Consider the following 17,502-nt stretch of genomic DNA (forward strand, 5'->3'; position numbering starts at 1 on the left):
GTGGTAAAACAAATATAGACAACACCACCCAATAATCCATTCTAACCCAAATAAAAAACAACCAACTCTCAATAAAAATTGGTTGTTTTATCGTTACCAGCAGGGACTGTCACAAGTCCATCGTTACTCTGGTCGCTCCAAGGTAATGCGGCCAATTCGGCCATTCTTGAAATCGTTGAGAATCAGCACACTGGTGCGGGCATAATCATATTCGCCACCTTTAATCAGCAATCCCCGACTTTTAGCAATGGCATCGAATACCTCGGGGATATTTTTGCCTTCTACTTCAATTTTGTATAGGGTTTCCAAATCTCCCGGATAATAGATTAGTAGATATTTTAACAGATCTGCAGCGATGTTCTCTTTTTCATAAATGGTATCCTTAATGGAACCCAACCAGGCTAAGTGGAGACCGACCAGGGGATCTTCAAATTTTGGCCATAAGATTCCCGGGGTGTCCAAAAGCATCAGGTGATCCGGGGTACTCAGCCATTGCTGCCCCTTGGTGACTCCTGGCTTATTGCCAATCTGAGTTTTTTTCTTACCGATCAGACTGTTGATTACTGTGGATTTACCAACGTTGGGGATTCCACAAACCAGACATTTTACCTGAGCTTTTTCTTTTACATTCAAATCCTGAATGGTTCTGACCAGCTCAGTCTTCATCCGTCGGTCAAATGCGTCAAACAGCACCACTTTTTGAATATCGGTATTTTTTTTAAACCACTCAATCCATTCCAGACTGACTTCCGGATCGGCTAAATCTGACTTGTTCAATAGCAGGATATGCTGCTTATTCCAGGTATACTGATTAATTTCCGGATTTTTGCTGGAAAGCGGTAATCTGGCATCAACTACTTCGATTACCACATTGATCAGTTTGAGTTTTTCTTTAATTTCCCGATTGGCTTTGGCCATGTGCCCGGGATACCATTGTATATATTCTATTTTTTCTTCAGACATCCTTATACCGTACCAATTTCTGAAAGCGGCCAGATTCTAAAGATAACTTTCCCATCAATGGCATCCCTTTCGACAAAACCCAGGCTGGGATAACGGCTATCTGAGCTATTGGCCCGATTATCACCCATGACAAAATAGGTTCCCATTGGGACGGTAACCTCAGCAAAGTCTTCATAAGGATCAGGGTTAATATAATCCTCCTCTAGCGGTTCGCCGTTACGATAAACTACCATATCCTTGATTGCAATGGTATCGCCGCCCTTGCCAATGACCCGCTTGACATACTCAATGCTATCACTATAACTGAGGATCACAATATCGCCATAATCCGGTTCACCGATGGTATAGCCTATTTTATTGACAATCAGACGATCTCCCTCCACCAGCGTGGGAAACATCGAACTGCCCTGAACCATGACAAAGTCGAACAAAAACATCTTTATGATAAAAGCAAGCACAATGGCAATCACAGCGGATTGAATCCATTCTTTAAGTTCCAAATTACCTTTAGATTCCTGATCTTCTTTCATTTTTTCACTTCCTTGCTAAATTTCTAGTTATTAAAACGCTTGAATTAACCAAAAAAGAGGCTTGATAGCCTCTGAATTACGCTCTTTTTTCTTTGACTTTTGCTGCTTTACCAACACGGTCACGAAGATAGTTAAGCTTAGCTCGACGCACCTTACCACGACGAACCACATCAACCTTTTCGATTTTTGGCGAATGCACCAGGAAGGTTCTTTCTACCCCAAAGCCAGACGAGATTTTTCGTACCGTAAACGTTTCGCCAACACCGCCGTTTTGCTTTTTAAGGACGATGCCTTCAAAAATCTGAATACGTTCTTTTTTACCTTCGATTACTTTAACATGAACTTTAACGGTGTCACCAACACTAAATTTTGGTGGCTCAGCCTTCATGTTTTCTAATTGAATCTTTTTGATAATGTCCATTATTTTCTCCTTAATATTCGATTTGCGACGTTCATGCATCGGGTACAGAGGACCGTCTCACTTAATAACATACTGATATATTATACACTTTGTCTATTCATTATGCAAGCTTTTTTGATATTTTTCAAATAAGTCAGGCCGCTTCAACCGGGTCCGTGTTTCTGCCTGTAATAAGCGCCATTTGTTGATTGCGGCATGGTTGCCGGAGAGCAATACTTCAGGCACTTCCTGGCCCTCAAATTCCCGGGGTTTGGTATACTGGGGATATTCCAGCAGATGGCTTTCAAAGGATTCTTCTGCCAAACTGTCGCTATTTCCCAGAAAGCCGGGAATATGTCGAGCAATGGCATCAGCCAGAGTTAAGGCCGGTAATTCACCACCAGTCAAGACATAATCCCCCACTGAAAATTCCAGATCCACATAAGCATCTATCACCCGCTGGTCAATTCCTTCGTAATGACCACAGATAAAAATGATGCCCGGATACTCCGATAGCTTTATCCCATCTTTTTGTTCAAATGGTTTGCCGCCAGGGGTCAAGTAAATAACTGGATATGTGCCTAAATCAGCAATGCTTTTCAGGGCGGCGACAATCGGAGGTGCCGCCATCACCATCCCGGCACCGCCACCGTAAGGGGTATCATCAACCTTATGATGTTTATTTCCGGAAAAATCCCGAATATTAATCACCGTATAGTCAATCAGACCCGCTTTGACACCTCGGCCAATCATCCCGGTTTGAAAATATATTTCAAAGATTTCCGGAAATAAAGTTAAGAAATAAAATCTCATAGCTCTAATATTTCCTGAGGGATACTGGCATCGATCCGGCCTTCAGTAACATTGATTTTTGTAAAATAAAGCTTGCGGGCCGGAACGCAATAGACCTTCTTGTCGGCAGTGATGGTATAAACATCCACCCCGCCTGCTTGCATCACATCGGTTATTTTTCCAAGCAACACTCCGTCATTGTAAACTGGCAATCCCAACAAGTCTTCAATAAAAAATTCATCTTCAGACAATGCCACTGCCAGTTCCCGGGGAATCCCGACTTCCCGGCCAATTAATGCTTCAGCCTCGTTACGGTTTTTTACATTTTCCAGAAACAGCAATACATTGTTTTTATGAAGACGGCAATTCGTAATCTTATAATCTGTTGCAGCTTTATCATGGATTAAAATGACCTCATCCAGATCATAAAAACGACCCGGATCATCAGTCAGCGGTTGAACTTTTAATTCACCCTTAATTCCATGTACGCCAAGAATCCGGCCAATGATGATTAAACGATTATTATTTTCCATTATTTTCTCCTGTTTAAACCCTAAAAACACCCGAAAAAAAAGAGCTGTATACACAGCCCAATGCCTTTATTGGATGATCTCCAACATGACACGTTTATCTTCTTTCGTGGCAGCGGCTTTTATGACGGTACGAATTGCTTTTGCGATACGCCCCTGTTTTCCAATGACCTTGCCCATATCGTCGTCTGCGACCTTGAGTTCCAAAATAATGGACTGTTCGCCTTCAACTTCCTGGACAGATACCGCATCGGGGTGTTCAACAAGAGCCTTTGCAATAATTTCCACAAGTTCTTTCATCATTTACCTCCTGGTACTACTCGATTACGTTTTCTCTTTTTAACAAATACTTGACGGTATCTGTTGGTTTTGCGCCATTGGCCAACCATGTTTTGGCTTTATCTGCATCGACTTTTACGAGTGCAGGGTCAACACAAGGGTTGTAGTATCCAATTTCTTCGATGAACTTACCATCACGTGGTGCTCGTGCATCGGCAACAACGATTCTATAAAAAGGTTTTTTCTTTTTACCCATTCTTTTTAATCTGATTTTAACTGCCATGTTCGTTCCCCCTTTCTTAACTTCTTTATCTAATGACATAAAGTCCTTGATAACACTAATCATATTTCAGTCTACATGAACGGTAGCTTCATCCGTCCTTTTTTTGCAATGTTTGGGTTTGACATTTGTTTCATCATCTTTTTGGATTGTTCAAATCCCTTTAACAACCGGTTGACGTCCGCAACCATGGTACCGCTCCCCAACGCAATTCGTCTTCGTCGGCTGGCATTGATAATCCCTGGTTTATGACGTTCTTCCTTAGTCATCGACAAGATGATAGCCTCGGTTTTCTTGGTATCAGCACCAGATAAATCCACATTCTTCAATGCTTTTTTATTGGCCCCCGGCATCATTTCCAGCAAGCTGCTGATCGAGCCCATGCTTTCAATCTGCTTGATCTGATCGAGAAAGTCATTAAGATCAAAATCCTGGTTTCTGAACTTTTCTTCAAGTTCTTTGGCCTTTTCCTCATCCATCATACTCTGGGCCTTATCAATAAAGGATAATACATCCCCCATTCCCAAAATTCGTGATGCCATCCGATCTGGATAAAAGAGTTCAATATCGGTCAATTTTTCACCGGTTCCGATATATTTGATGGCTTTACCAATTGTATAAGTAATCGATAAGGCGGCACCACCCCGGGTATCGCCGTCGAGTTTGGTTAAGATTACTCCTGAAATATCCAGTAGACGATTAAATTCATTGGCAACATTGACCGACTCCTGACCAGTCATCCCATCGACCGTTAATAAAATCTCGGTAGGATTAATCGCTTCTTTGATGTTGACCAATTCAGCCATCAAGGCTTCATCAATTTGCAAGCGACCGGCGGTATCCATGATCACCAGATCATAATGACCTTCAATTGATTTTTGCAGTCCCCGTTTGGCTATCCCCACCGGATCTTTTACATCATGTTCGGAATAGACGTCAATCTTTAATTCATCCCCGAGGATTTCCAGCTGTTTAATTGCTGCCGGACGATAGACGTCACAGGCGACCAGTAGTGGCTTGAATTTTTTTTCTTTGCGCAACAAGTTGGCCAGCTTGGCTGCGGTCGTTGTTTTACCAGCCCCCTGAAGACCGACCATCATATACACGTTCTGGCGGCCCTGAACAAAGTCCATCCGCTCAATTTCGCCACCTAAAAGGGCTGTCATTTCGTCTTTGACAATTTTAATAAACTGTTGCCCGGGCGTCAGGCTACTTAGTACCTCTTGGCCGATTGCCCGTTCACCGATATTTTTGGTAAATTGTTTAACGACTTTGAAATTGACATCAGCTTCTAATAGGGCCATTTTAATTTCCCGATTAACTTCCTGGATGTCTTTTTCGTTGAGTTTTCCTTTGCGCTTTAGTTGGGAAAATATATTTTGAAATTTTTCATTTAATCCTTCAAAGATCATCTGTCACCTCTAGTTTTCTTCACTGACATTTTTCAGTTTTTCAACCACCAGCATCAATTCGGATTTAAGCTGTTCGTCTTTTTCCCGATCAACACAATCCAATAGTTCTTTCTCAATTTCTTCCAAAAGAACTTGAGATTTTAAAAACTTGGCGATGAGTCCCAGTTTTTCTTCATAGGCTTCCATCATGGCTTTCGAGCGTTTAATCACATCAAAAATACCCTGTCGGGTAACTGCCATTACCTCGGCAATTTCCGCCAGGCTATAGTCGTCATCGTAGTAATACTCTAAAATCTGCTTCTGCTTAGCAGTCAGCAGCTCACCATAAAAATCAAATAAATACTGTTCCCCTACTTTTTTTTCCATAAGCACCTTCAGCATCGTCGTAAAGGATATTTACTTGACGACTTACCTATTGTAAGTCCTGGCAGAGAAAAAGTCAAGCTTTTATTCCCGATTTTCAGGACATTTCTTCAATAATTTCAAGATTTTTTCTCTTAAAAGTTTAAGCTTGTTACAACCTGTGGTGTCCGATTTCACAATCACACAAAGCCTTATTCAAACAACAGATCAACAAATTTCTTTGGATCAAAATCTATAAGGTCCTCCGATTTTTCACCGATGCCAACATATTCGATAGGGATCTGCATTTCATCAATAATCGAAATGGCAATACCACCTTTAGCCGTACCATCCAGCTTGGTCAAAACGATACCCTTGATTTCCACACATTCATAAAAGACCTGGGCTTGATTAATGGCATTTTGACCGGTTGTGGCGTCCAGCACCATTAAATTGTGGATCGAAAAGCCTTCACCTTCCCGGTTAATCACCCGGCTGATCTTTTCAAGTTCTTTCATCAGGTTGACCTTGTTATGGAGTCGTCCGGCGGTGTCGCAAATCAGAATATCGGCCTTCCGGGCCTTAGCTGCCCCAATGGCATCAAAAATTACCGAGCTGGGATCAGCGCCGGTTGTACTTTTGATAATATCAACACCAACCCGTTTAGCCCATTCGTCGAGTTGTTCCACCGCCGCAGCTCGAAAGGTATCAGCAGCCGCAATAACAACTTTTTTTCCTTCTTTTTTATAACGCTCGGAAAGCTTGGCAATAGTGGTGGTTTTACCAACCCCATTGACCCCGACAATCAGCATAATAGTAGGAAGTTGGGGTTTTTCGGTTTCTACCTGAACCATCTCCACCAGGATTTCTTTTAGAAAACCCACGACTTCTTCCTTGCTTTTGGATCGGGTTTCTTTAATCTTTGCTCGGAGCGCTTCAGTGATTTTCACCGAAGTTTGCGCCCCTAAATCCGAAAGAATCAGCGTTTCCTCCAGTTCGTCGAAGAAATCATCGTCAAAACTGCCCATATACATGACATTTTCAATTTTCTCCTTAAAATTGTCAGCTGTTTTGATCAGTTTATTGCGCATCCGTTCATATAAACTTAATTCCATAATTGCCTCCTTAGTTTTACTTCATCAATTGGAGCTAAAATGAGTGTACTACCCAATCACTTTAACATTATCCATGATATTATTTTATGCATAATCCGTCAGTCGGACTGACACCAATTGCGAAACCCCATCCTTGGACATCGATACCCCATAGAGATTATCACAGACTTCCAGGGTGGTGCGGCGATGGGTAATCGTGATGAATTGATTATGTTCCGCCACTTTTTTCAGATACGAAATGTACCGGTAAATATTGTGATCATCCAGGGCGGCGTCCACTTCATCAATTACACAAAATGGCGAAGGGTTTATTTCCAGAAAGGAAAATAGCAGAGCAATGGCAACCATCGATTTTTCACCACCAGAAAGCAACGAAATATGGCGCAGCCGTTTCCCCGGGGGCTGAGCCACCAGCTCAATTCCCCCTTCCAGTACCCCGGTGGGATCGGTAAACTCCAGATAAGCCCGACCGCCTTCAAATAGAATACTGAAGATCCGGGTGAAGTTTTCCTGAAGCTTGATAAAGTTAGCCTTAAACTGCTCAGTCATGGCGTCATAAAGGGTATTGATAATATCCAACAGTTCGCTTTTTCCGGCTTTAAGATCATCCATCTGTGCTTTCATAAAATCATGCCTGATGAGAATTTCTTGATATTCTTCAATGGCATTAAGATTGACATTACCGAGAGCATTAATTTTTTCTTGTAAATCACGCTGACGTTCTTCAGATAAATCCAGCGCATCCAGTTTGTTGTCTTGTTCCAGCTGCCGGTAGGCATCTTCGGCCATCAAATAATTGATTTCATAACTCTTATAGATAGTATCTTCCCAATGGTTCATCTGTAGTTGCAGACTGTTTACCTGGCTGGAAACAGTGTTCTTTCTGTCATTCTCCACAATCAACTGGTGATTGTCGTTTTTTATTTCTTCCTGCAGTGTTTCCAGGCGCTGGGCGTTTGCTTTTTGCAGTTCCGTCGCTTGTTTATTTTTGTTGCGATGGGCTTCAATCAGCTTCGACAATCGTTGATAATCCGCCTCCAGATTCTGCTGAAGTTGAATCAAGTCGTTCGAATCGCTGTGGTAGCATCCAATTTCTTTTTCTAACGCCGTTTTTTTGGTTGTTTGGTGAGTCAATTGTTCCTGCATCAAGATAATTTGTTGATCAAGCCCGGCAATTTCACCTTTAATCTGAGTGATGATCATTTGCCTGTCAGAAATTTTTAACCGAAAATCATCCAACCGCTCCCGAATCTCCTGAGTGCGATCATCGGAATCCTGCTCTTTAGTCGCTTCTTTCGCCTGATTGTAGGCCGTTTCTATCTTTGTCAGTTCCTGACTGGATTGTTCGAGTGTCTGACTTAGCTCCTGAAGCTTTTTCTTGTGAACTGCGATTGAACGGGTGTTTACATGTTGTTTTTCAGTTAAATCTTCAATCCGTTTATTTTTTTCCCACAAACCCTGTTTGCAACGATTGTGTTCATATTCCAATTCTTTTAATTGTTTACTCAGCTGAGATATTGATGCGTGCGACTGTAACTCCTGGTCTTTTGCAAGAACGAGGGCTTTTTTATAAGCTTCCATTTCCTTTTCCAGATTCTGGATTTCAATTTTTTTAGACAGCGGGGACTGCCGGTTATCTTTGCTTTGACCGCCGACAATAGCACCGCCGGGATAGAAGATTTCACCTTCCAGCGTCACCACCGTAAAACGCGATGCCAATTTATTCTGGATAGCTCGTCCCGAAGCAAAATCACTGGCAACGATGATCCGTCCTAAAAGACTTTCGATTGCCGCCGCATAAGCAGCTTCAGTTTTAACCAACTCACTGGCAATTCCTTCCACCCCGGACATATTCTTAAGCGCCGCCCGGGTTCGGTCATCAATTGAATTGTATTTTAAATTATCCAGTGGTAAAAAGGTTGCCCGTCCTAAACGTTCTTTTTTCAGGAGATTTATGCAATCACTGGCAACCTTAACTGTGGCTACCACAATGTTCTGGCTTTTTGCCCCCAACGCAATATCAATGGCCTGGAGATACCTGGGTTTTGTGGTGATCAGTTCGCCAACCGGCCCATACACCTCATGGATCACCGGGCCCAGCAGTTTTTCAGATGTCATCAGTTTTCGAATGGTCGGAAAATAATCCTGATAATTTTTTTGAATATTCTTTAAATACTCTGCTTTAGAGGCATTAACTTTTAAATTATTGGAAATGTGATGGACCTGATGCTGAATTTTTTGCTGTTCTTCCAAAACTTGACTATACTGAGACTGCAACTGGCTATAGAGCTCGTTCTGTTGCTGCTTTTTTTCTCGTAGTTTGTCCAGTTCTATTTTATGTTGTTCCAAATCTGAAGTGATTTGATTTTGGTTGACCAAGGCTTCATCCAAGTGCTTTTTTATAAAAGAAGACTCTGTTGTTGCCTCCTGAATCGCCGTTTTTATTTCAAAACGCTTTATCTCCAAACTTTCACAACAGGATTGATGATTTTGAATTGCATCTTGAGTCGCTTTGATTCGCTCTTTTTCCTGCTGTTCTTCAATCAGCAGACTGTGAAGCGTGTTATCCATTTCACGCCAGGCCGTTTCATGGTTTTTAAGATTTTTGAGCAAGACTTTTTTTTCACGTTCAAGACCATTGATTCTGGCTCGGGCTTCATCAATCTGAAAAGACAAATTTTCCTGCTCTTTGGCAAGCCGTTGCTGGCTTATTTCATTGGCCTCCAACTGGCTTTTACAGCGGATCGCTTCCCGCTGTACCTGATCAAAATCCGTGCTGAGAACACTAAGATTCTTCTTTTCAGCATCAGTTAAAAGATCCAATTCGCGGTTTTCGATGGTCAATTTTTGATAGAGCTCATCCTTTTTTTGAATGGCCGCTTCAATTTGATTGCAGCTTTTTATTTGATTTTTAAGGTTTATTTTTAGTTCTTCAAGTTCCGTGACGGCACTGCTCATTTTCCGATAAAAGATGACCAGATCAACAGTCTTTAATTCCTCATGCAAAACTAACCAGTTTTGAGCCTTCCGGGACTGGTTTTTTAATGGTCCTAGTTGTTTTTCGATTTCGGTCATAATATCCCGAAGCCGATCCAAATGGCCCTGGGTTTGTTCCAGTTTTTTTTCGGCCTCGTTTTTTTTTGTTTTATACGATACAATGCCCACCGCTTCTTCAAAAATATTCCGAAGTTCCGTGGGGCTACTGGCTAATATATTTTCGATACTGCCCTGGCTGATTAACGAATAACCATTTTTTCCTAAGCCTGTATCCATAAAGAGGCTGTGAATTTCTTTAAGTTTACAGCTCTTTTTATTGATGGCATAATCACTTTCACCTGATCTGAATAGTTTTCTGGATATCGCTATTTGCTGAGGATAGTTTTCCAGTGTACCATCTTTATTGTCTAAAATCAAAACAACCTCGGCATAACCTGAGGCTGGTTTTTTTTCTGTTCCTGAGAAGATTACATCTTCCATTTTCTTTCCCCGCAGGGATTTTATGCTTTGTTCACCCAAAACCCATTTGATGGCGTCGGTGATATTACTTTTTCCGCTGCCGTTAGGACCAACAATTGCAGAAATACCTTCTGAAAACTCAAGGCTTACAGGGTCTGCAAATGATTTAAACCCCGACAATCGCAATTTTTTTAAATACAAGCCTTCACCTCAATTTACAATTTCCTGGTCTTATGCAAATAATTCTTTGCAGCGTCCTGTTCCCCTTCTTTTTTACTTTTTCCGATCCCATGACTCACACAATCGCCATTAAAAATCAAATTGATATAAAAGGTCTTGTTGTGTTCTGGTCCTTCAGACCGCTCCAGAATATACTCAATCACATTGTCATTATTCTTTTGAATATACTCCTGAAGTTCAGTTTTATAGTCTTTAACCAAGGCACCTGATAACGCCAGTTGAATATTGTTTTCCAGTACTTTGAGGACAACTTTTCGTGTCGTTTCGAAATTACTGTCTAAAAAAACAGCCCCAATCAGGGCCTCAAATGCATTCGCAAGATTCGATTTTCGCTGTCGGCCACCGGTTACAATTTCTCCCTTACCCAAAAAGATATGATCTCCCAAATGAAGCTCATAAGCCGCCTTGGAAAGAGACTCGGCACATACAATATTGGAACGGATTTTCGTCATTTTACCCTCAGATAACTTGTGAGCTAAAAATAAATACTCACTGATAATCAGTTCCAATACTGCATCCCCCAAGAATTCAAGTCGTTCATTATTGGTTGAATTTCCTGAATGTGAACTATGTGTTAATGCTACTTTTAATAAATCTTTCTTTTTGAAACGGTAATCGATTTTTTCTTCGATTGTCACGTAATATCCCCCCTTATCGATTACGAGATCCCCCCTGGGCGTTTCTCGCTATTCCCAATCAAAAGACCAAACATGCAAACGCCTGGTGTAAACTTCGTAATTGTTTGAAAATGAGTGCCAATTTTTGTTTCGGCACTCATTTTGTTTACTCAGGAAATTGCGTTGATAATATCTTCCACTGTTTGGATATTCTCTAATGCACCTTCGTCAATTTTTGTACCAAACTCATCTTCGAATGCCATAATCAGTTCAACCACATCCAGTGAATCTGCCTCCAGATCATCAATGAGTGAGGTCTCAAGGGTAATTTTATCAATATCAACATCAAGTTGTTCTGAAATAATCGCCGTGACTTTTAAGAATCGTTCATCCATGATTTAAGCCTCCATATTTTTTACATTATCAGTTATTTTTTGCAACACATCATTTTCAATAAACTTCATGCTCTGCCTTATTGCATTTTTGATGGCAAAGGCATCGCTGCTGCCATGGGCTTTAATGATTCCGCCCTTGACTCCCAGAAAAGGTGCCCCACCATATTCAGCATAGTCAAATTGCTTCTTAAAACTTCGTAAATTGTCTTTAATCAGCATTCCTCCAATTTTTCCTTTGGTGTTGCTCATGATTGATGTCTTCATTCCCTTGAGCAAATACGCCGCTATGCCTTCAGTTAATTTCAAAACGATATTCCCGGTGAATCCGTCACAGACTAACACATCAGCCTTGGTTTCGGGTAGATCCCGTGCTTCCACATTGCCCAAAAAATTAAAATCACCAGTTTCCAAAAGCTCGTAAGCAGCTTTTACCAGACTGTTGCCTTTTTTTGCTTCAGCACCGATATTGATCAAACCGATCCCCGGATTATTTTTACCTAAAACATTTTCTGAATAAATTTTTCCCAATTGAGCAAACTGTTCCAGATACTCTGGTTTGCAATCGGCATTGGCACCCGTGTCAATGAGCACAAACACGCCATCGCTTTTGGGTAAAGTCGCCGCTAAAGCAGGCCGCTTTATCCCCTTGATCCGACCAAGCTTTAATAAACCACCAGATAAAAGTGCACCAGTGCTACCGGCCGAAATCAGCACCGCATTTTCTCTTTTTTTCATTTCATCCAAGGCCACCACCAGCGAGGAATCCGGTTTTCGCCGAATCGCCATGGCCGGTTCTTCCGTGTTCTCAATGACCGTTTCGGCGTGCAGAATTTCTATCTTGTCTTTAGGGTAATCGTATTTTGAAAGTTCTTCTAGAACGGCCTGCCTGTGACCCACCAGGGTCAGCTTGACATCATATTCTTTTACAGCATCAATGGCACCCTTGACGATTTCATAGGGTGCATGATCACCACCCATGGCATCTAAAAATATATTCAAAATTATACCCTCCCATATATCTGTCTATTATCCCAGAAAAAAGCTATTCAGTAAATACTATCGCTAAAAATTATCCGGGTCTGAAATAATCCCAGATAGAGAAAAAACAGAGTCTAGACTCTGTTTATTCGTTGAAGCTGATAACGCTAACGTCTTTGTATGTGCCACAAGACTTGCAAACTCGATGAGGCAATTTAATTTCACCACATTTTGGACAAGTACTCATTCCTGGAATATTTAATTTGTAATGTGTTCTTCTTTTGTCTCTTCTTGATTTTGAAGTTTTTCTCTTTGGTACAGCCATCACTCACACCTCCTAATAGTAAAGTCATTTCACTTACAATAAATTTTTCAACGCTTCAAATCGAGGATCATAATCACCAAATTTGTCACATTCACATTGCTCGTGATTTAAATTATTGCCGCATTTTGGACACAAACCCGCACAATCTTCACTGCACAGTACACGGAAAGGTTCATTAATATAAATGCATTCTTCAACGACGGGCAATAAATCAAGTATTGCTTCGTCATCTTCAACCGTTACCGTATCCGTATAGTCATAAAGACAATCGATTGGGGTTGGTTCTAGGCAACGCGCACAGGGAAAGATCATAGTCATCTCGATGGTGAAAGTTACTAAAAAATTACCTTTCGATAACTTCTCAATGGTTCCACACACTAAGGCTCCATGTTCATCCAGTTCTCCCTCTATATCATTTAAATCGGTATTTTTAACAACAAATTCAAAAGGGATTATTTTTTCCTGCAATAGCTTATTGATTTCAAAATTCATTTTATCACTCCAAACGGGCAATCATCATTATATAGACGATTGCCCGTTTTGTCAAGTGAAATACTTTACATTATTTAGCTAATGCCAGTGTGTCTCTCGCTATCATTAATTCTTCATTGGTTGGAATAACCATTACCGTTGTTTTAGAATCCTTATCAGAGATAATCGTTGCTTCGCCGCGTTTGCTGTTGGCAACTGGATCGATAGTAATTCCCAAGTATTTCAAACCACCGCAAATGGCCGCCCGGGAGGTTGTCGAGTTTTCGCCTAAACCAGCTGTAAAAATAATACCATCAACGCCGTCCATTGCAGCTACATAAGCACCGATTGTTGTTCGAACCCGATAATGGAAAATATCCAGTGCTAATTGCGCTCGTTTATCACCGTTATTAGCAGCGCCTTCAACATCACGGAAATCGGAGCTGATTCCAGATACACCAAGTACACCTGATTTTTTATTCATCAGTACATCAACTTCTTCAACAGTGTAGCCTTTGTTGACCAGGAAAGGAATAATAGCCGGGTCAATATCGCCACACCGGGTTCCCATTTCCAGTCCTGCCAGCGGTGTTAATCCCATTGACGTATCAACCGATTTACCGTTTTTAATGGCGCAGAGACTGGCACCATTGCCTAAATGACAGGAAATCAGTTTTAAGTCTTCCAGTTTTTTACCCATTAATTCAGCAGCAGCCTGACTTACAAATTTGTGAGAAGTTCCGTGGAAACCATACTTTCTGATTTTGAATTTTTCATATAATTCATAAGGGAGTGGATACATGAAAGCTTCACCAGGCAAGGTCTGATGGAAAGCGGTATCAAATACTGCTACCATTGGTACGTTTGGCAGTAATTCCCGACACGCATTAATCCCAATCAGGTTGGCTGGATTATGAAGAGGTGCCAGTTCTGAACACTCTTCCAGGCTCTTAATAACCGCATCATCAATAACGACTGAATCAGAAAATGTTTCAGCACCGTGAACAGTCCGATGGCCAACAGCAGAGATTTCTTCTAAAGACTTCACGACCCCGTGTGCAGGATCAACTAAAGCAGCCATGACAAGATTCAACGCTTCTTTATGTGTCTTCATCGGTTGTTCTAATTTAACCTTGTCTTGACCTGGCGCTTCGTGAACCAAAACAGATCCTTCGATACCAATTCTTTCAACTAAACCCTTTGCCAAAACTTCTTCAGTAGTCATATCAAGCAATTGATATTTAAGTGAAGAACTGCCGCAGTTAATAACAAGTACATTCATTAATAATTACTCTCCTTTAGTTTTTTATTGATTACGTTTCATACGTTCTATATAATAACAGTAATAAGCAAATAATACCATTATTTTTTTGTCATATTTCGATAATAAATTTAAAAATTGCTATTTTTTTAACAAAAGAGAGGCCAATATGAAAATTCTTGGTATCATTGCCGAATATAATCCGTTTCACCTGGGTCACGCCTGGCAAATCCAAACTTCAAAAAAAGAAAGCCAGTGCGATGCCGTGATGGTTCTTATGAGTGGCAGTCTGACTCAGCGAGGCGAATTTGCTATTTTAAATAAGTGGGAACGTGCCCGCCTAGCGCTGACCGCTGGCGTAGATTTGGTCTGCGAACTGCCTTTTGGTTACGCCTGCCAAAGTGCCGAAACCTTTGCACATGGCGGAATAAAAATTTTTAATGCCACCGGCGTGATCGATGTCCTCTCTTTTGGTTCCGAATTCGGACATATCCGTCCTTTAAATAATCTGGCTGAGATACTGGTTCAAGAACCAGCTGAATTTAAAAATTTCCTTAAACTGGAGTTGGCGACCGGGGTTTCTTTTCCCCGTGCCCGAGAGCTGGCGATTCGTTCCTACCTGGGCCATGAGGCTAGTAATCTTTTAAAAACCCCGAACAACATCCTGGCTCTTGAATATCTTAAAGCCCTTCACAAAACCCAAAGTACCATCGATTCAATGACTGTTAAGCGGCAAGGAGCCGACTATCACAGCGTATTGCCCTCTAAGTATCTCAGTGCCAGTGGTATCCGTTCGATTTTAAAGGATGCCCTTGTCCACCCGGAATCAGCAACAGCAATTTTAAGAAGCTTGGATAACAGGCTTCCTTATTTGCCTGAACTTCTGATTAACTCATTTAATAAAAACTACAATCTCCAGGGCGATGATTATTTTCTCAACGCCCTGAGACTGCAGATTCTTTCCCATGATGTTCATCACCTAAGAAATACCCCCTATGTAAATGAAGGACTCGAGCATAAAATCAGAGATGCTTTAAAAATTGCCACAAGCCTGGATGAGTGCGTCAATAAAATCATCTCAAAACGCATTCCTCAAACCCGGGTTCGTCGAATTTTGTGCAATCGGCTACTGGAACTGGATAAAGAAAGCTTAAACCTCTTTCAGGCCGACTCGTTTGTCCCCTACCTCCGGGTACTGGGTTTTAATCAAACTGGCGCCGCTATCCTGAAAGCAATAAAAAATCAGGGACGGTTACCAATTCTTTCCAGCTTGAAAAAAAGCCGTTTTAACTTGACTCCCCTCCAAAAAAAAATGCTCAATTACGATTGCCGGGCCACTGACCTTCATAATCAATTTTACGAAACCGTGTATCGCTATCATCAGGATTACACACAGAGTCCGGTTCAAGGATCACCCAAAACTTGGCCTGCCAATCAATAATACGCTGCTGGCCATCGTTAATAAAGTCCCTTATTCTGGGCTACTTTCACAATTCAAAGGAGAATGCTATGCTTTTTTTTAATAAAGAAAAAAACGATTTGTCTAAAAGACCCATCCTTTATCCCCCAGCCGGTCCAGTTCAAGGGCAATTTCGACGGGGCGTGTCCAGTTATAAAGGGATTCCCTATGCTCTCCCTCCGATTGGCAGTCGTCGCTTTAAAGCCCCTGAACCGATGCCAACCTGGGAGGATGTTCGTGATTGCTCAAAACATGGCAACGCCTCGCTTCAAATGGGTGGTATTACCGTTGATTCTCCAAGTACTTACCATATGGACGGAAAAAGCGAAGATTGTCTGTTTTTAAATATTTGGACTCCGGCAGTTCAGGCAGATGAACGCCTGCCAGTGTATGTCTTCATACATGGTGGTGCTTTCTCTTCAGGCTCCGGCTCCGAAATGATTTATGATGGTGGTCGGATGGCTCAGGAAGGCGTCGTGGTTGTCACAATTAATTACCGGTTGGGCGCCCTGGGATTTCTGGCAACCCGGGGGTTGCTTGAAGAAGCTGGCACTACCGGTAATTATGGTTTACTCGATCAGATCCAGGCCCTTCGTTGGCTTCAAGCCAACATCGAGACCTTTGGCGGAGATCCTGCTCGAATCACAATCGGCGGTCAGTCTGCCGGCGCCTACAGTGTCACAGCACTGATGCTGTCGCCGCTGGCAAAAGGGCTTTTTCATCAGGCCGTGGTTGAAAGTGGATCTATTTTTTCAATTTCAGCCTTTTCAGTGCTCAATCGCGGTCATTTTGAAAAAACCATGGCTAATGGAAAACTGCTATGCGACTTGTATGGTATTGAAGATTCAGTAGCTGGTCTTGAAAAACTGCGAGCTCTTCCTGGCGATGTTTTCGCAGCACTTTCCATGGTTAAGTCAAACCAAGCCACGGTTCCAAACGCTTTTGGTTTCTGGCCAGTATACGATGGCGTTGTGTTGCCAAAAGACCCTATTCAGGCACTCAAAAATGGCGAGCTCAATCCAGTAAAAATTCTGGCAGGCTATAATACCGATGAGTCGTCCCTATTTATTAAAAGTCACACGAATCTGGGTATTTATCAGATGCTCTGCTATCATATTTTTGGTCCAGAAAATGCTCAAAAAGCTATGGATCACTTTTTTGTTGATTCCGGCCACTCGCCTTTGGTGCGAGCGCAGGAAATATATACCTATACCGCTTTTTTGATCGGGATGGTCATGATGTCCAAACGATATGCCCAGTTAGGCGAAGATGTTTATTTTTACAATTTTGATTTTGATCCCACAATCCTGAAAATTGTCGGACTGAATACTGCCCATGGAATGGAACTGCCCTTTGTTTTTGGCAACGGCATCGGGCAACGCCGTGCTACCAAGATCAGTAATTTATCCTGGATTATGCAGCAATCCTGGGTCAATTTTATTAAATATGGTAATCCTAATTTCAGAGTTGAGTATAAGGGGCAGATCGTCTGGCCAAAATTTGATCCCAAAAATCAGTACATCATGGTTTTTGACACGCAGCTTTCCAGCAAAATTTTACCGAATCGGGAGGATCTGGAATTTCTGGAGACGCTGATGTTTGGATGAATCGTTAATTATTTCTTTGTTTTGATCGGTAACATTGCGATCCCAGCACT

Annotated in this window: 19 protein-coding genes; 2 read left to right on the forward strand and 17 right to left on the reverse strand. The window is 41.7% G+C overall.

Annotation, left to right across the window (positions count from 1 at the left end; genetic code table 11):
* Positions 1-123: 123 nt before the first annotated feature.
* The 17 genes from ylqF to BI182_RS11250 all read right to left on the reverse strand — a co-directional run bounded on the left by ylqF (position 124) and on the right by BI182_RS11250 (position 14,407).
* Positions 124-963: a ribosome biogenesis GTPase YlqF gene (gene ylqF, locus BI182_RS11170; RefSeq protein ID WP_070369433.1), complete on the reverse strand. Its 840-nt coding sequence runs from the start codon at positions 961-963 to the stop codon at positions 124-126.
* A 2-nt stretch (positions 964-965) separates the two neighbouring features.
* Positions 966-1,493 (reverse strand): signal peptidase I, encoded by a 528-nt coding sequence (gene lepB / locus BI182_RS11175; protein ID WP_070369432.1) that lies wholly within the window; start codon positions 1,491-1,493, stop codon positions 966-968.
* Between the two features lie 76 nt (positions 1,494-1,569).
* Positions 1,570-1,917 carry a 50S ribosomal protein L19 gene (rplS, locus tag BI182_RS11180; RefSeq protein WP_070369476.1) on the reverse strand — a complete coding sequence of 116 codons (348 nt, stop codon included), beginning with the start codon at positions 1,915-1,917 and terminating at the stop codon, positions 1,570-1,572.
* A 90-nt stretch (positions 1,918-2,007) separates the two neighbouring features.
* On the reverse strand, positions 2,008-2,706 hold the full coding sequence (gene trmD / locus BI182_RS11185) for a tRNA (guanosine(37)-N1)-methyltransferase TrmD (protein WP_070369431.1): 699 nt from the start codon (positions 2,704-2,706) through the stop codon (positions 2,008-2,010).
* Complete coding sequence (gene rimM, locus BI182_RS11190) at positions 2,703-3,218, reverse strand: ribosome maturation factor RimM (protein ID WP_070369430.1); 516 nt, start codon at positions 3,216-3,218, stop codon at positions 2,703-2,705. The genes trmD and rimM overlap by 4 nt, the downstream gene beginning before the upstream one ends.
* Positions 3,219-3,284: 66 nt before the next feature.
* Positions 3,285-3,515: a KH domain-containing protein gene (locus BI182_RS11195; RefSeq protein WP_026394773.1), complete on the reverse strand. Its 231-nt coding sequence runs from the start codon at positions 3,513-3,515 to the stop codon at positions 3,285-3,287.
* A gap of 16 nt (positions 3,516-3,531) precedes the next feature.
* Positions 3,532-3,777, reverse strand: a complete 246-nt coding sequence (rpsP, locus tag BI182_RS11200) for a 30S ribosomal protein S16 (protein ID WP_026394772.1) — start codon at positions 3,775-3,777, stop codon at positions 3,532-3,534.
* 71 nt (positions 3,778-3,848) lie between these two features.
* Positions 3,849-5,186, reverse strand: a complete 1,338-nt coding sequence (ffh, locus tag BI182_RS11205) for a signal recognition particle protein (protein WP_070369429.1) — start codon at positions 5,184-5,186, stop codon at positions 3,849-3,851.
* A gap of 9 nt (positions 5,187-5,195) precedes the next feature.
* On the reverse strand, positions 5,196-5,552 hold the full coding sequence (gene ylxM, locus BI182_RS11210; RefSeq protein ID WP_070369428.1) for a YlxM family DNA-binding protein: 357 nt from the start codon (positions 5,550-5,552) through the stop codon (positions 5,196-5,198).
* A 188-nt stretch (positions 5,553-5,740) separates the two neighbouring features.
* Positions 5,741-6,643, reverse strand: coding sequence for a signal recognition particle-docking protein FtsY (ftsY, locus tag BI182_RS11215; RefSeq protein WP_286807996.1), 903 nt, complete (start codon positions 6,641-6,643; stop codon positions 5,741-5,743).
* Positions 6,644-6,727: 84 nt separating this feature from the next.
* Positions 6,728-10,300, reverse strand: a complete 3,573-nt coding sequence (smc, locus tag BI182_RS11220; protein ID WP_286808000.1) for a chromosome segregation protein SMC — start codon at positions 10,298-10,300, stop codon at positions 6,728-6,730.
* 14 nt (positions 10,301-10,314) lie between these two features.
* Entirely contained in the window at positions 10,315-10,977 is a 663-nt protein-coding gene (gene rnc, locus BI182_RS11225) for a ribonuclease III (RefSeq protein WP_070369425.1), read from the reverse strand.
* A gap of 149 nt (positions 10,978-11,126) precedes the next feature.
* Positions 11,127-11,351 carry an acyl carrier protein gene (acpP, locus tag BI182_RS11230; protein ID WP_070369424.1) on the reverse strand — a complete coding sequence of 75 codons (225 nt, stop codon included), beginning with the start codon at positions 11,349-11,351 and terminating at the stop codon, positions 11,127-11,129.
* Between the two features lie 3 nt (positions 11,352-11,354).
* Positions 11,355-12,350: a phosphate acyltransferase PlsX gene (gene plsX / locus BI182_RS11235; RefSeq protein ID WP_070369423.1), complete on the reverse strand. Its 996-nt coding sequence runs from the start codon at positions 12,348-12,350 to the stop codon at positions 11,355-11,357.
* Between the two features lie 124 nt (positions 12,351-12,474).
* Positions 12,475-12,654: a 50S ribosomal protein L32 gene (gene rpmF / locus BI182_RS11240; protein ID WP_084504954.1), complete on the reverse strand. Its 180-nt coding sequence runs from the start codon at positions 12,652-12,654 to the stop codon at positions 12,475-12,477.
* Positions 12,655-12,687: 33 nt separating this feature from the next.
* Complete coding sequence (locus BI182_RS11245; protein WP_070369422.1) at positions 12,688-13,146, reverse strand: YceD family protein; 459 nt, start codon at positions 13,144-13,146, stop codon at positions 12,688-12,690.
* A 70-nt stretch (positions 13,147-13,216) separates the two neighbouring features.
* The gene (locus BI182_RS11250) at positions 13,217-14,407 is read right to left on the reverse strand and encodes an acetate/propionate family kinase (RefSeq protein ID WP_286808025.1); all 1,191 of its coding nucleotides are present in this window, start codon (positions 14,405-14,407) and stop codon (positions 13,217-13,219) included.
* Between the two features lie 148 nt (positions 14,408-14,555).
* Here BI182_RS11250 and BI182_RS11255 point away from each other — a divergent pair, with 148 nt between their 5' ends.
* Positions 14,556-15,827 carry a nucleotidyltransferase gene (locus tag BI182_RS11255; protein WP_070369420.1) on the forward strand — a complete coding sequence of 424 codons (1,272 nt, stop codon included), beginning with the start codon at positions 14,556-14,558 and terminating at the stop codon, positions 15,825-15,827.
* Positions 15,828-15,895: 68 nt separating this feature from the next.
* Positions 15,896-17,452 (forward strand): carboxylesterase/lipase family protein, encoded by a 1,557-nt coding sequence (locus tag BI182_RS11260; protein ID WP_070369419.1) that lies wholly within the window; start codon positions 15,896-15,898, stop codon positions 17,450-17,452.
* The last annotated feature ends 50 nt before the right edge of the window (positions 17,453-17,502 follow it).

The sequence above is a fragment of the Acetobacterium sp. MES1 genome (assembly GCF_002237635.1).
In the GTDB taxonomy this organism is placed as follows: Bacteria; Bacillota; Clostridia; order Eubacteriales; family Eubacteriaceae; genus Acetobacterium; species Acetobacterium wieringae.

Coding starts and splice junctions, on each gene's coding strand:
- ylqF (WP_070369433.1), bottom strand. CDS start 963: ATGTCTGAAGAAAAAATAGAATATATACAATGGTATCCCGGGCACATG.
- lepB (WP_070369432.1), bottom strand. CDS start 1,493: ATGAAAGAAGATCAGGAATCTAAAGGTAATTTGGAACTTAAAGAATGG.
- trmD (WP_070369431.1), bottom strand. CDS start 2,706: ATGAGATTTTATTTCTTAACTTTATTTCCGGAAATCTTTGAAATATAT.
- rimM (WP_070369430.1), bottom strand. CDS start 3,218: ATGGAAAATAATAATCGTTTAATCATCATTGGCCGGATTCTTGGCGTA.
- BI182_RS11195 (WP_026394773.1), bottom strand. CDS start 3,515: ATGAAAGAACTTGTGGAAATTATTGCAAAGGCTCTTGTTGAACACCCC.
- rpsP (WP_026394772.1), bottom strand. CDS start 3,777: ATGGCAGTTAAAATCAGATTAAAAAGAATGGGTAAAAAGAAAAAACCT.
- ffh (WP_070369429.1), bottom strand. CDS start 5,186: ATGATCTTTGAAGGATTAAATGAAAAATTTCAAAATATATTTTCCCAA.
- ylxM (WP_070369428.1), bottom strand. CDS start 5,552: ATGGAAAAAAAAGTAGGGGAACAGTATTTATTTGATTTTTATGGTGAG.
- ftsY (WP_286807996.1), bottom strand. CDS start 6,643: ATGGAATTAAGTTTATATGAACGGATGCGCAATAAACTGATCAAAACA.
- acpP (WP_070369424.1), bottom strand. CDS start 11,351: ATGGATGAACGATTCTTAAAAGTCACGGCGATTATTTCAGAACAACTT.
- rpmF (WP_084504954.1), bottom strand. CDS start 12,654: ATGGCTGTACCAAAGAGAAAAACTTCAAAATCAAGAAGAGACAAAAGA.
- BI182_RS11245 (WP_070369422.1), bottom strand. CDS start 13,146: ATGAATTTTGAAATCAATAAGCTATTGCAGGAAAAAATAATCCCTTTT.
- BI182_RS11250 (WP_286808025.1), bottom strand. CDS start 14,407: ATGAATGTACTTGTTATTAACTGCGGCAGTTCTTCACTTAAATATCAA.
- BI182_RS11255 (WP_070369420.1), top strand. CDS start 14,556: ATGAAAATTCTTGGTATCATTGCCGAATATAATCCGTTTCACCTGGGT.
- BI182_RS11260 (WP_070369419.1), top strand. CDS start 15,896: ATGCTTTTTTTTAATAAAGAAAAAAACGATTTGTCTAAAAGACCCATC.